Annotated in this window: 9 protein-coding genes and 1 pseudogene; 4 read left to right on the forward strand and 6 right to left on the reverse strand. The window is 71.7% G+C overall.

Going from position 1 to position 13232, the window contains the following annotated elements; genetic code table 11:
* Window positions 1-99 precede the first annotated feature (99 nt).
* Window positions 100-882, reverse strand: coding sequence for a lipoyl(octanoyl) transferase LipB (lipB, locus tag J2S57_RS19780; RefSeq protein WP_307245146.1), 783 nt, complete (start codon window positions 880-882; stop codon window positions 100-102).
* 94 nt (window positions 883-976) lie between these two features.
* Here lipB and J2S57_RS19785 point away from each other — a divergent pair, with 94 nt between their 5' ends.
* Window positions 977-1327, forward strand: coding sequence for a nuclear transport factor 2 family protein (locus J2S57_RS19785; protein WP_307245148.1), 351 nt, complete (start codon window positions 977-979; stop codon window positions 1325-1327).
* Between the two features lie 40 nt (window positions 1328-1367).
* On the opposite strand, the gene J2S57_RS19790 is transcribed toward J2S57_RS19785, so the two are convergent.
* The gene (locus J2S57_RS19790; RefSeq protein ID WP_307245150.1) at window positions 1368-2684 is read right to left on the reverse strand and encodes an NAD(P)/FAD-dependent oxidoreductase; all 1317 of its coding nucleotides are present in this window, start codon (window positions 2682-2684) and stop codon (window positions 1368-1370) included.
* A gap of 156 nt (window positions 2685-2840) precedes the next feature.
* Here J2S57_RS19790 and J2S57_RS19795 point away from each other — a divergent pair, with 156 nt between their 5' ends.
* Window positions 2841-4466 carry a serine/threonine-protein kinase gene (locus J2S57_RS19795; RefSeq protein WP_307245152.1) on the forward strand — a complete coding sequence of 542 codons (1626 nt, stop codon included), beginning with the start codon at window positions 2841-2843 and terminating at the stop codon, window positions 4464-4466.
* 341 nt (window positions 4467-4807) lie between these two features.
* Here J2S57_RS19795 and J2S57_RS19800 read toward each other — a convergent pair whose 3' ends face one another.
* The 3 genes and pseudogenes from J2S57_RS19800 to lpdA all read right to left on the reverse strand — a co-directional run bounded on the left by J2S57_RS19800 (window position 4808) and on the right by lpdA (window position 9774).
* On the reverse strand, window positions 4808-5728 hold the full coding sequence (locus tag J2S57_RS19800; protein WP_307245155.1) for a TIGR01777 family oxidoreductase: 921 nt from the start codon (window positions 5726-5728) through the stop codon (window positions 4808-4810).
* Between the two features lie 771 nt (window positions 5729-6499).
* Window positions 6500-8280: pseudogene (gene sucB, locus J2S57_RS19810) on the reverse strand (2-oxoglutarate dehydrogenase, E2 component, dihydrolipoamide succinyltransferase).
* A gap of 105 nt (window positions 8281-8385) precedes the next feature.
* Window positions 8386-9774, reverse strand: a complete 1389-nt coding sequence (lpdA, locus tag J2S57_RS19815; protein WP_307245162.1) for a dihydrolipoyl dehydrogenase — start codon at window positions 9772-9774, stop codon at window positions 8386-8388.
* A gap of 301 nt (window positions 9775-10075) precedes the next feature.
* On the opposite strand from lpdA, the gene J2S57_RS19820 reads away from it, so the two are divergent.
* Window positions 10076-10444 carry a hypothetical protein gene (locus J2S57_RS19820; RefSeq protein ID WP_307245164.1) on the forward strand — a complete coding sequence of 123 codons (369 nt, stop codon included), beginning with the start codon at window positions 10076-10078 and terminating at the stop codon, window positions 10442-10444.
* Between the two features lie 87 nt (window positions 10445-10531).
* Here the strand turns inward: J2S57_RS19820 and J2S57_RS19825 are convergent, their stop codons facing one another.
* Window positions 10532-12037: a leucyl aminopeptidase gene (locus J2S57_RS19825; RefSeq protein WP_307245166.1), complete on the reverse strand. Its 1506-nt coding sequence runs from the start codon at window positions 12035-12037 to the stop codon at window positions 10532-10534.
* A gap of 66 nt (window positions 12038-12103) precedes the next feature.
* Here J2S57_RS19825 and gcvT point away from each other — a divergent pair, with 66 nt between their 5' ends.
* Window positions 12104-13228, forward strand: a complete 1125-nt coding sequence (gene gcvT, locus J2S57_RS19830) for a glycine cleavage system aminomethyltransferase GcvT (RefSeq protein WP_307245168.1) — start codon at window positions 12104-12106, stop codon at window positions 13226-13228.
* Window positions 13229-13232: the final 4 nt, after the last annotated feature.

The following is a 13232-nucleotide window of genomic DNA, read 5'->3' on the forward strand; positions in this document are numbered from 1 at the left end:
CTACTCGGCCGACCCATGTCCCGGGTCTGCGGGCCTCATGGCTCCCTCGTCTGATCGTCCGCTGTGCCGGCGCCCCTGCGGCACCGGCCACGGGTGAGCTCAGCGGGTGCCGCTGAGCTCCTGAGCCAGATCGTTGATGGCACCGCTGATCGTCTCGGTCTTCCGGGGGCCGGTTCTCGGCAGTTCATCGGCCTGCGGAGCAGTCGCCGCCGGACGGTTCTTCGGCACCCGTTTGTGGTGGTGCCCCGGCAGGTCGTGGGTCGGCAGGGCCGCCTCGATCAGCGGAAGCACCTCATGCACGCTGACGTCGCGGCCGAGTTCGGCACTGAGCGAGGTGACGCCCGCGTCGGCGATGCCGCACGGGATGATCCGGCCGAAGGCGCCCAGGTCTGAGTCGCAGGTCAGGGAGAAGCCGTGCATGGTGACGCCGCGCGAGACCCGGATACCGATGGCTGCCAGCTTGCGCTCGGGGCGGCCGTTGCCGGCGGGCACCCAGACGCCGCTGCGTCCGTCCACCCGCCCGCCCTCGACACCGAGTTCCGCGATCACATCGATGATCAGCTGTTCCAGACGGCGCACGTAGGCCACGACGTCGACCGGCTTGGCCAGCAGCACGATCGGGTAGCCGACCAGCTGCCCCGGGCCGTGCCAGGTGATCTTGCCGCCGCGGTCCACGTCGATGACGGGAGTTCCGTCGACGGGCCGCTCCTGGGGTTCGGTGCGCTTGCCCGCCGTGTAGACGGCCTGGTGCTCGAGCAGCAGCACCGTGTCGGGGGCGCCCGCCGTGACCTCGGCGTGGACCTCACGCTGACGTTCCCAGCCAGCCGTGTACTCGACGGCGTCGGCGCCGAAACCCAGATGCTCGATCCGCAGCGAACCCATGTCTTCGAGCCTACGCCCGACCGTCACCGGTGACGGCCGGGGCTGCTGTGAGCACGGGCACGAGCAGCCCGGAATGATCACTAGGCTTGACGTCATGGACGCTCGCAAGGCGCTGCTCATCGACGCGTACCGCTGCTTCAACGGGCGGGACGTCGAGGGCTTGCTGTCGATGATGACGGACGACGTGGAGTGGCCGGACGTGCCCAACCAGGACGTGCTGCGCAGTAAGAACGAGATCCGCGAGTACTGGCGCGGGCAGTTCGCCGTGTCGGACCCGCAGGCCGTGCCCACCGACTTCGAACCCGGCCGGGGTGAGGACGACCTCGTGGCCGTGGTCGAGCACGAGGTGCGCGACCTGAGCGGCGGCGTGCTGGTGCAGCGGCGTGAGACCCGGCACCGGTACTTCTTCCGTGACGGTCTGGTGCGGCGCATGGTGGTCGAGTAAGGCCTCGGCACTGCCCTCACCTCCTCCCGCGTCACTGCCCTCATCCCGCCTTGATCGGTTCCCGCGGCACCGCCGGCAGCCCCAGCTCGGCCAGGACGGCGTCGGCGGTGCGGCGCCCGGACACCAGGGCGCCCTGGATCGACGCCGTGTCCCGGTGGTCGCCCGCCACGAACATGCCCTCGCCGAGGGCGACGGGCTGGCGCACCTGCAGGGGCACCGGCATGGCGGTGAGAGCCTCGGGGATGGCGTCGCGCCGGATGAGCTCCCACCAGTGCGTGGGCTGCCCGTAGATCTGTGCGAGCTGGGTCGTCACGGCGCGCTCGGTGGTGAGGTCGGGATTGCCTCCGAGCACGGTGGTCGCGATCAGGGCCCGCTCGTCGGGGCTGTAGCTGCGCGCCCGGTTGCTGATCACGACGGTGTTCACCACCGGGCCGCGGCGGTCGCCGTCGACGTGCAAGGCTCCCGAGCGGGTGGGCGGCTCCGGGGCCACGTGCCAGTAGGTGGTGAGACCCCGCGACACCACGGGTGGCAGGTCGAGCAGGGCACTGGCGCTGCGCGGATCTGTTGCCACCACCACCGCCCGGGCCTGGATGTCTCCGGCCGACGACCGCACCAGCCCGGGCCCGGCCGACTCGACCCGCACCCCGTGGTGGATGCCGGGCACCTGGGCGGCCAGCTGCTCGGGGACGGCCCTCATGCCGCGCCAGGGCACCGACGGGGTGCCCCGCACGAACGACCGCACGAGAAGCTGCACGAACTGGTGTGAGGTGACCCCGTCGTCCTCACCGACGACCCCGGCCAGGAACGGCTCGAGCACCCGGCGCCGCAGCGCTCCGGAGACACCACGCCGGCTGAGGGCCTCGACCCAGGGGAGATCCGGCTCGGACAACAGCTTTCGTGGATCGGCGCGCGCGGCCTCGAGCGCCCAGCGGGCGAAAGCGGCCTGCTCGCGCCAGGTTCCGCCGCGCTCGCGCAGCAGGCCGACCGCGGTGAGCGGCAGCAGCCCGGGAGAGCGGCGCGGATCGGCCAGCACCTGACGGCCCTGAGCCCCGGCCACGACCACCGCCGCGGGGAACGGCTGCAACCGCAGGGCGGCGACGTCGAGCACCCGCCGCACCTCGGGGTAGGCCGGGTTCAGCAGCTGGAAGCCGCGGTCGCAGATGAAGCCGCCCACCACGTCACTCCGCACCCGGCCGCCCGGCCCGTCGGACGCCTCCAGCACCACCACGTCGATGCCCCGCCGCGAAAGCTGGCGCGCACAGGCCAGACCCGCGAGACCGGCGCCCACCACGACCACGTCGGCCGCCGCGGGCAGATCGTGCTCGGGAACGGGCTGCGGTGGGCTCTGCTCGGTCACGTCGGCCTCCGGTGGCTCGGATCTGCGGTGCGTTTCCGCTACAGAGCATCTCAGGTCCGAGCGACCCGGCAACGCCGACGCCGTGAACCTGTGGACAACCCGGAGGCCTGTGGATAACCAAAACGGGCGGTCGGGACTTCGAGGCACAGTGTGGGCATGGACCTTCCGCCGTTCTCGCAGACCTCCGCCGAGCCGGGCAAGCCTCCCGAGCCTTCCGCCCCTCCCGACGTGCCCGGGTTCCGTCCGCACACGTTGCTGGGTCGGGGTGCCCACGGTGAGGTGTGGCAGGCAGAAGACCTGATCACCGGTGAGGAGGTGGCGCTGAAGATCGGGCGGCGGTCCACGCCGTTCGAGGGCCCCGACGGACTGGAACACGAAATCGCCCTGCTCAGCCGTATCGAGCATCCGCACATCGTGAGAATGCGCCGTGTGGTGGATCTTCCGGACGACAAGGTGGCTCTCGTGCTCGACCTTGCCGCCGGGGGCAGCCTCGCCGCATTGGTCGCCGCCCGTGGAACCCTGCCGCCCGGCGAGGTGGTCACGGTGATCGTCCCGATCGTGGCCGCCCTCGAGCACCTGCACCAGAGCGGTCTGGTCCACGGAGACGTGTCGCCGGGCAACATCCTGTTCGGAGCCGACGGCTGCCCGCGCCTGGGTGATCTCGGTGTGGCCCAGATGTTCGGAGATCGCAACGAAGACATCTGGAACACGCCGGGTTTCGCCGATCCGCTGGTGCTCGAAAGTGTTGGCCCGGTGTCGGCGGCGATGCGGCAGGCCGCGGATGTGCGGGCGCTCGCGGCTTCGAGCTGGTTCGCGCTCACGGGTCGTGCTCCGTCGGGAATGAGGGGTGAGAACGAGGCGGAACATGCGGTGGTGCCGGCTGTAGAAGGCGACGTGTCGCTGGGGCCGGCCTATCCGGCGCAAGACCGCGCGCTGCGCGAGGTTCTGGCGACGTGTCTGTCGCCCGATCCCGGTCAGCGACCCGGCCTGGCCGAGTTCGCCGACCTGGCCTGGCAGGCGGCGCACCCGGCACCGATCCGACTGGCCCGCGTTCCGACCGAACCGCCGATGCAGATGCTGACCACCCGGAGGGTCGCGCCGCGGGCCGTCGCGGAATCGCCGAAACATCCTGCACCCGTGAGGGAGCCGACGCGTCGCACGGTTCCGGTGTCGCGTCTGGTCATGTTGCTGCTGGCCGTGGGTATGGTCGGCGCCCTGACTGCTGGCTTCGGGTGGCGGTTGTTGCGGAGCGCGACCGACGTGTCCGCAACGGTCGGCGACATGCGTAAGGACGCATCGGTCACGCCGGTCACGCCGGTCACCGACGCGGTGGCCGAGAAGGGGCAGGAGCCGTTCGGCCCGGCCGAAGCACTCGGCCCCGAGCTCACCGAGGCACTGGAGCGGATCGGTCAGGTCCGGTCGCAGGCGTTCGCCAGGGTGTCCGAGGGGGACCTGTCCCGGGCCGACGAGGCGGGCTCGCCGGCGCACCGCTCTGACGAGGCGCTGCTGAAACGTCTGAAAGCCAACGGGTATCGGCTCGAGAAGGTCAGATACCGCATCGGCCGGGTCGAGGTGGTGCGGATCCGGGGGCGGACCGCCGTGGTCAGGGCGGAGGTGAGCACGTCCGGGCACCAGCAGGTACGCAACGACGGGGCCACCGCAGAAGACGTCCCTGCGAGTGGCCCGGCGCCGATGGTGTTCACCCTTCGTGCGCTCGGGAACGCGGGGGAGGGATCCGGGCGGTGGCGGGTGCGTGATGTGCAGGCAGCCGAAGAGAAGTGAGAACGGCCAGAGCTGAAGGTGGGCGCCGTCCGGGATGGCCGGAGGCGCGCGGAGATGGACGTCGAGGTGAACGGGGAGCTGGACATGGCGTGCAAGAACGACGGTGCCGCGACGGGCGACGCAGCGCCGAACGGTCGCGGAGCGCAAAGGAAACGTGGCTCGACGTGGGGGCGGGTCGCAGCATGGAGCCCCTCCCGACCAGCGACTCGGCAGGCGGCACGGCGAGGGAGGAGGGAGCGGGGGTGAAGCATGAGGTGGCACGCCCGCGGCGGTCCGGTCCGGGTAGCGCGAGGCGGTGCGCTACCCGGAGTGAATCGCTCGCCGAGGCCCGGGCGCGGTCCTCAGGCGCCCGGACGCTGGGTCATCCAGGCGGCGGCCTTGTCCAGGGTGTCGTGCTCCCACTGGAATCCGGCGTCGCGCAACCGGTCCGGAACCACCCGCTGGCTACCAAGCACCTCGGCCGCGAACTCACCGAGCACCGCCTTCAGCGCGAAGGCCGGAGCGGGGACGAGCGCGGGGCGGTGCAGGGCCGAGGCGACGGCCTTCATCACATCGGCGTTGCGGGCCGGCTCGGGGCCGACCATGTTCACGGGGCCGCTCAGAGGGGCGCCATCACCGTCGGCCGGGCCGTCGAGCATGAGTTCCAGGGCGTTGAGGGTGTCGTGGAGCGTGATCCAGCTCCACCACTGGCGCCCGTTGCCCATCGGCCCGGCCAGACCCAGTCGCGCGAGGAGCAGGAGCTGCTTGAACGCACCCCCGTTCGGCGCCATGATCAGCCCGAAGCGCGGGTGCACGACCCGGATTCCGGCGTCGGCGGCGGGCACGGCCTCGGCCTCCCAGACCTCGACGACACCGGTCAGAAAACCCTGGCCCGGCGCGGACGTCTCGGTGAGTACCTCCTCGCCCCGGTCCCCGTAGTAACCGATGGCCGACCCACTGACGAGCACCCGGGGCCCGGCCTCCAGCGAGGTCAGGGCCCGCACCAGCGTGCGCGTGCCGAGCGCCCGCGAGTCACGGATCTCGCGCTTGTAGGCGGCGGTCCAGCGACGGTCGCCCACCCCGGCCCCAGCCAGGTGCACCACCCCGTCCACACCCTCGAGCCCATCCAGGTCGACGCTGCCACCCGCAGGGTCCCAGCGCACCTCTCCCGGACCGGAGGGCGCACTGCGCACCAGCCGGATCACCTCGTCACCCCGCGCCGTCAACCGCTCGACCAGGGCCGTGCCGATCAGACCGTGTGAACCGGTCACCGCGACCTTCATGACCGTGTCATCTCCGTTCTCCGGGGCGGGCCCGGCAGTTCTGGGTGCAGCAGTTCTGGGTGCAGCAGGTACCGGTCGCCGGGCAGGGCCGGCAAGCGTCACGCCGGGTCACGGACGACGAGGAACCGGCCCGGCGAGGGCGGTGGGCCGCGACGTCCGTGAAGGCCCAGCCTGCCGTGTTCTTGCTGATCATGCGCGCCGAAGCTGTGATCGGCAGCCGCAGACCGAGGGGCGTGGCGGGAGAGCAGCCGCGGGAATGGGCGGGGCGAGCCGGGCGACGAAGGGGCGACTGAGCCGTGTGGCGCCCGGGGAAGGCGACCAGGGGAAGGCGGCCCGGGGGAAGGTGACCGGGGGAGGTGACCGGGGGAGGTGACCGGGGGAGGTGACCGGGGGAGGTGACCGGGGGAGGTGACCGGGGGGAGGCGACCGGGGGGAAGGCAACCCGGGGAAGGCGGCCCGGGGAAGGCGGCCCGGGGAAGGCGGCCCGGGAAGGCGGCCCGGGAAGGCGGCCCCGGGGGAAGGCGGCCCCGGGGGAAGGCAATCCGGAAGGCGGCCCGGGGGAAGGCGACCAGGAAGGTGGCCCGGGGGATGGCAACCCGAGGAAGGCAAACCGGGAAGGCGGCCCGGCGGAAGGCGCCCCGGGAAGGCGGCCCGACGGAAGGCGTCCAGAGGAAAGGGTCCTGCCGGCAGCAAAGGCCGATCGGCCGGCCACCGTCCGAGAAGGACGGCGACCGGCCGATCGAAAGAGCGGGACCAACCGAAAGAGCGGGACTACAGGCCCAGGTCGCCCTCGAACGCGCCTTCCTCGAGGCGCGCCTTGACGGTGCCCAGGAACCGTGCGGCGTCCGCCCCGTCGACGAGGCGGTGGTCGTACGACAGCGCCAGGTAGACGATCGAGCGGATTCCGATGCTCTCCACGCCGTCGTCGTCCTTCACCACGACCGGGCGCTTCACCACGACACCGGTGCCGAGGATGCCGGTCTGCGGCGGGAACAGGATCGGGGTGTCGAACAGGGCGCCCCGGCTGCCGGTGTTGGTCAGCGTGAACGTGCCGCCGGACAGGTCGTCCGGGCTGAGCTTGTTCGTGCGGGTGCGCTCGGCGACCTCGACGATCTTGCGGGCCAGCCCGGCGATGTTGAGGTCACCGGCGTTCGGGATGACCGGAGCGGTCAGGCCGCGCTCGGCGTCCACGGCGATCGCCAGGTTCTCCTGGCCGTGGTAGACCACGTTCTCGCCGTCGATGCTGGCGTTCAGCTTCGGGTGCTGCTTCAGCGCCTCGACCGCGGCCAGGGCGAAGAACGGCATGAACGAGAGCTTCACGCCCTCCCGCGCCTGGAACGCGCCCTTGGCCCGGTCACGCAGCCGGGCGATACGGGTGACGTCGACCTCGACCACCGAGGTGAGCTGCGCCGACGTCTGCAGCGACTCGACCATGCGCTTGGCGAGCACCTTGCGCAGCCGCGACATCTTCTCGGTCGTGCCCCGCAGCTCGGAGACCGCCACGGGCTTCGCCGGGGCGGCGGCCTTCGCAGCCGGAGCGCGGCGGCGGCGGGAGCAGCGGCGGCCGGAGCCGACTCCTGCTTCGCCTTCGCGGCGTCGACGACGTCCTGCTTGCGGATCCGGCCACCGACACCGGTACCGGTGACGGCCGACAGGTCCACACCCTGCTCGGCGGCCATGCGGCGCACCAGCGGGGTGACGTAGCCCGGACCGTCCTGCTGCGAGGACCCACCGTTCGAGGCGGCCGGGGCCGGAGCAGCCGCGGGAGCCGGGGCAGCCGCGGGAGCGGGAGCCGGGGCCGGAGCGGGAGCCGGGGCGGCAGCCGGAGCCGGAGCAGCAGCCGGGGCCGGCGCGGGAGCCGGGGCGGACGGAGCCGGAGCGGCGGCCGGGGCCTCGGGCTCAGCGGCCGGAGCCGCCGCCCCCGACCCGACGATCGCCAGCGCGGCGCCGACCTCGACCGTCTCGTCTTCGTTGACCAGGATCTTCTGCACCGTGCCGGAGACCGGCGACGGGATCTCGGTGTCGACCTTGTCGGTCGAGACCTCCAGCAGCGGCTCGTCGACCTCGACCGACTCGCCGACCTGCTTGAGCCAGCGAGTCACGGTGCCCTCGGTGACGCTCTCACCCAGGGCGGGCATGGAGACGGTCGTGCCGTCAGCCCCCGAGCCCCCCGAGCTCCCGGAGTCGCCGGAATCAGCCGCCGGGGCCTGCGGAGCGGCGGGTGCCGCCGGCTCCGGCGCGGGCTCCGGGTCGGGGGTGGCCGCGGCCGGGGCCTCCTGAGCCGGAGCCGAGTCGCCGGCGGAACCGGCACCCGACCCGTCGCCGATGACGGCGAGCTGCGCGCCGATCTCGACGGTCTCGTCCTCGGAGACCAGGATCTGCTCGATCACGCCCGCGAACGGCGACGGGATCTCGGTGTCGACCTTGTCGGTCGAGACCTCCAGCAGCGGCTCGTCGACCTCGACCCGCTCACCGACCTGCTTGAGCCACCGGGTCACGGTGCCTTCGGTGACGCTTTCACCCAGTGCGGGCATCTGCACGGAGTCCGACATCTGTTCTCCGCTCTCCATTCGTGGTTCGTCGACGCCGGGGCGCCGTGGCAGTGTCGTGGTCAACCGCTCCGACGTGCTGGAGAGCGGGTACTTCCGATAACTGAACTATCCGTGGGCGTGCAGGGGCTTGCCGGCGAGCGCCAGGTGCGCCTCTCCCAGTGCCTCGTTCTGCGTCGGGTGCGCGTGCACCAGCTGGGCGACCTCCTCCGGGAAAGCCTCCCAGTTGACGATCAGCTGGCTCTCCCCGATGAGTTCGCCGATGCGCGCGCCGACCATGTGTACACCCAGCACCGGCCCGTCCTTCTGGCGAACCAGCTTCACGAACCCGGCCGTCGCCAGGATCTGGCTCTTGCCGTTGCCCGCGAGGTTGTACTCGTAGGTCTGCACGTTCTCGTCGCCGTGCTTCTCGCGGGCCTGCGCCTCGGTCAGGCCGACCGAGGCCACCTCCGGGTCGGAGTAGGTGATGCGGGGGATGCCCGACTCGACCAGCGGCACCGGCGCGAGGCCGGCGATCTCCTCGGCCACGAAGATGCCCTGCGCGAACCCGCGGTGCGCGAGCTGCAGGCCGGGCACGATGTCGCCGACCGCGAAGATGCCGGGGACGTTGGTGCGCAGGCGGTCGTCGGTGGGCACGAAACCGCGCTCCATCGTCACCCCCGCCTCCTGGTAGCCGAAGCCGTCCGCGTTCGGGCCGCGCCCGACCGCGACCAGCAGCAGATCGGCGCGCAGGGTCTCGCCCGACTCCAGCGAGACGGTCACCCCTTCGTCGTCCTGCTCGGCCTTCGCGAACCGGACCCCGGTCTTGAACGCTATGCCACGCTTGCGGAACGCGCGCTCGAGGGCCTTCGACGCCGCCGGGTCCTCCACCGGGACGAGCCGCGGCAGGGCCTCCACGATCGTCACGTCGGCGCCGAACGACCGCCACACGCTGGCGAACTCGACCCCGATCACGCCACCACCGAGCACGACCACGCTCTTCGGCACGAAGTCGAGCGTCAGCGCCTGCTCGCTGGCCACGATGCGGCCGCCGATCTCGAGACCGGGCAGCGAGCGCGAGTACGAACCGGTCGCCAGCACCACGTTGCGGCCCTGGTAGCGGGTGCCCGCGACCTCGACCGTGTCAGGGGCGACGAGCTTGCCCTCGCCCTCCACGTACGTCACCTTGGCCGCGGAGACCAGACCCTGCAGTCCCTTGTACAGGCGGCCGATCACGCCGTCCTTGTACTTGTTCACCCCGGGCATGTCGATCGCCTCGAAGGTGGCCTTCACCCCGAACTTCTCGCTCTCGCGGGCCGAGTCGGCGACCTCTGCCGCGTGCAGGAGAGCCTTGGTCGGGATGCAGCCGCGGTGCAGGCAGGTACCGCCCACCTTGTCGCGCTCGATCAGGACCACGCTCAGACCCAGCTGGGAGGCACGCAGTGCCGCGGCGTACCCGCCGCTGCCGCCTCCGAGGATCACGACGTCGTGGATCTGACCGGGGCCGGAATCGGACACCTGGGTGCTCCCTCGCGTATCAACGCCACCGGCGCCCTGGTTGCCGGTGAGCCTTCGGCCATCCTGTCATCACCGGCATGGGTGGTCACGTCGGATCCGGCGTGCCCGGGCCGCGTCATTCGTCACGTCAATGAGTCGTGCGACACAAACAGAGCGTACGGACGCCCTGCGCACCGGTGCGCACCGGTCACCTCCGACGCTGGCGGGCACCGGGGAACGCGCTCGCGGGGCACGTCGTTGTGGGTGGGAGAAAAGGTGAGGAGTTGCGTGAGAAACTCTGCCCCGGTGAGGGAGGTGGCGCATGGGCTGGTTTTCGCGACGTAAGGCCGCCCCGACGGAGGGCCGCGCCGAGCAGCGCGCCGAGGTGAACCGGGTGCGGGAGCACCTGGAGGACTTCATCCGCACACGGCGGGGGGTGGAGGCGTTCGTCGAGCCCGCCACCACGATGAACCCGCCCACGGTGCTGCTGATCGCGTCGTCGGGAGAGTGGACCCGACGCCGGGTGCTCAACCCGGTCGTCCTGCGGGAGCTCTCGGAGCGCCTGATGATCCCGGTCTACGACATTCAGCAGGTGGGGTATCCGCAGCGCATGCGGGACTGGAACGAGCGCGCCAAGCGCGGTCTGCCGCAGCCGGTCGAAGACACCGAACTGCCGCCCTGGCCGCAGTAGGCGCGCCGACGCGTCCACCAGCAGGAAGCCCGTGAGACGCACACAGGGCCCGGCCCGAGCGGCCGGGCCCTGCGCACGTGAGACGGGTCAGCGCAGCGGCTCGACCGCCAGCGACTCGACGAGCGACAGCATCGTGCGCACACCGTGCCCGGTGCCCCCGGCCGGCGTGTAGCCGTAGGCGGAACCCGTGTTGTACGAGGGGCCCGCGATGTCGAGGTGCGCCCACGGGGTCTGCACGTCGTCCTTCGTGGGCACGAATTCCTTGAGGAACAGGCCGGCGACCAGCATGCCGCCCATCCGCTCACCGATGTTCGCGATGTCGGCGACCCGGGAGTCCATGCTCGAGCGCAGTTCCTGCGGCAGCGGCATCGGCCAGAACGCCTCACCGGCCTCGCCCGACACCTGGTGCACGAGGTTCCGCAGGTCGTCGTCGTTCGACATGATCGCCGAGGTGCGCGAGCCCAGGGCCACCAGCTGCGCGCCGGTCAGCGTGGCGATGTCGACGATGACGTCGGGCTTCGTCTCCCCGGCGGCGACGATCGCGTCGGCCAGCACGAGACGGCCCTCGGCGTCGGTATTGAGCACCTCGACCGTGCGGCCACCGCGGATCGTGATCACGTCGGACGGGCGCTGCGCCGTGCCCGACGGCATGTTCTCGGCCAGCGCCAGCCAGCCGGTGACGTGCACGGGCAGCCCGAGCTCGGCGACGGCGGCGACCGTGTGCAGCACCGCGGCGGCACCGGACATGTCGCTCTTCATGTCGTCCATGCTCGCGGCGGGCTTGATCGAGATGCCTCCCGAGTCGAACGTGATGCCCTTGCCGACGAGCGCGACGTGGGACTTCGCCCCGGCCGGCTTGTACTCCAGCTTGACCAGGCGGGGCGGGCGGGAGGAGCCCTGACCGACGGCGATCAGACCGCCGTAACCGCCCTTGAGCAGCTTCTTCTCGTCGAGCACGGTGACCGTGACGGGCAGGTTCGCGACCACGCGCTGGGCGTCGTCGGCGAACTGGGCCGGGAACAGGTCGACCGGGGCGGCGTTGATCAGGTCGCGGGTGCCGTGCACGGCGTCGGCGAGCACCTTGGCCCGGCGGATCCCCGCACGGGCGGCCGAGTTCGCGGCGGCGTCGGCCGAGACCACGATCGTGCCGACGGGCGTCTTGCCCTGACCGTTGCTGCGGTACCGGTTGTAGGTGTACGCGCCGAACAGTGCGCCCTCGGCGATCGCGGTGACGGCCTCACCGTCGGCGGCGGGCAGGCCGAACACGACCTTGGCCAGACCGGCCAGCTGACGGGTGGCGGCACCGGCCGCGCGGCGCAGCACCTCGTGGTCGATCTCGTCCAGGGCACCGAGCCCGACGAGAACCACCGACTTGGCGGACACCCCGGCGACCGCGGGGATGCGGTTCAGCGTCTCCTTGGCACCGGTCGCGCCGACCGCCTTCACCGCCTGGTTCAGGGCCGTGCGCACCGGCGCGGGAAACGCCTGCGCACCGGCGAGCACGGCGCCGGAGTTCTTGGTACCGACGCCGATGACCAGGGCATCGGCGGACTGGGTGATCGCGTCCTTGGCAGTGACACTGAGCGTGGGCAAGGGAAATCCTTCGACGTCTAACGAGCTGACGACGTGATCCTAGGCCTGCGGAGTACGGTGTGCCGCATGGCCGAGGCTTCGACGGGGGAGGGGACGGCCCTGCGTCGCACCCCGCTGCACGACCGGCACGGCGCCCTGGGCGCGAAACTGGCCGACTTCGGCGGCTGGGAGATGCCCATCGAGTACGCCGACAGCGGCGTGCTGAGGGAGCACGAGGCCGTGCGCGAGCGGGTCGGCGTGTTCGACGTGAGCCACCTGGGCAAGATCGAGATCCGGGGGGCCGGAGCGCTCGCCTTCGTCAACGACCGTCTCACGAACGACCTGCACCGCATCGGGCCCGGTCAGGCGCAGTACACGCTGTGCTGTGACCCGGAAACCGGTGGCGTGGTCGACGATCTCATCGCCTACGTGCGCTCCGACGACGACGTGCTGCTGGTACCGAACGCGGCCAATTGCGCCGAGGTGGCGTCCCGTCTGGCGGCCGAGGCGCCTGAAGGTCTGGACGTCAGTGACCGGCACGACGGCTACGGCGTGATCGCGGTGCAGGGCCCGAAGGCCGACGAGACCCTCGCCGCCCTGGGTCTTCCCGCCGGTCACGAGTACATGAGCTTCGTCGACGTGATCTGGCAGGGGCTGCCGCTCATCGTCTGCCGCACCGGGTACACCGGTGAGCGGGGCTACGAGCTGCTGCCCGCCTGGGAGGTCACGCCCGCGCTCTGGGACCGGCTGATCGAGGCCGCCGCCGAGTGGGACGGTCTGCCCTGCGGTCTGGGCGCCCGTGACACGTTGCGCACCGAGATGGGTTACGCGCTGCACGGTCACGAGCTGACGCCGGAGATCACGCCGGTGCAGGCGCGGGTGGGCTGGGCGGTCGGGTGGAGGAAGCCGGCCTTCTGGGGACGCGAGGTGCTGCTCGCCGAGAAGGCCGCCGGTCCGCGCGTGCGGGCTCAGGGGCTGGTGGCGCTCGGTCGCGGAGTGCCCCGCGCCGGCATGGACGTGCTCGACGCCTCCGGCACGGTGATCGGGCGGACGACGTCCGGCACCTTCTCGCCGACCCTCAAACAGGGCGTCGCGCTGGGGTTGCTCGACCCGTCGGTCGAGGAGGGCGCCGAGGTTTCCGTGTCCGTTCGGGGACGCGCGTTGCCCTGCCGGGTGGTCAGGCCACCTTTCGTGGGTGTCTCACCCGCTTGAGGAC

Source organism: Kineosporia succinea (assembly GCF_030811555.1).
In the GTDB taxonomy this organism is placed as follows: Bacteria; Actinomycetota; Actinomycetes; order Actinomycetales; family Kineosporiaceae; genus Kineosporia; species Kineosporia succinea.

What these genes read in the sequence shown, in the direction of transcription:
- J2S57_RS19800 (WP_307245155.1), bottom strand. Translation starts at nt 5,728, where the DNA reads ATGAAGGTCGCGGTGACCGGTTCACACGGTCTGATCGGCACGGCCCTG.
- J2S57_RS19820 (WP_307245164.1), top strand. Translation starts at nt 10,076, where the DNA reads ATGGGCTGGTTTTCGCGACGTAAGGCCGCCCCGACGGAGGGCCGCGCC.
- J2S57_RS19795 (WP_307245152.1), top strand. Translation starts at nt 2,841, where the DNA reads ATGGACCTTCCGCCGTTCTCGCAGACCTCCGCCGAGCCGGGCAAGCCT.
- J2S57_RS19785 (WP_307245148.1), top strand. Translation starts at nt 977, where the DNA reads ATGGACGCTCGCAAGGCGCTGCTCATCGACGCGTACCGCTGCTTCAAC.
- gcvT (WP_307245168.1), top strand. Translation starts at nt 12,104, where the DNA reads ATGGCCGAGGCTTCGACGGGGGAGGGGACGGCCCTGCGTCGCACCCCG.
- lipB (WP_307245146.1), bottom strand. Translation starts at nt 882, where the DNA reads ATGGGTTCGCTGCGGATCGAGCATCTGGGTTTCGGCGCCGACGCCGTC.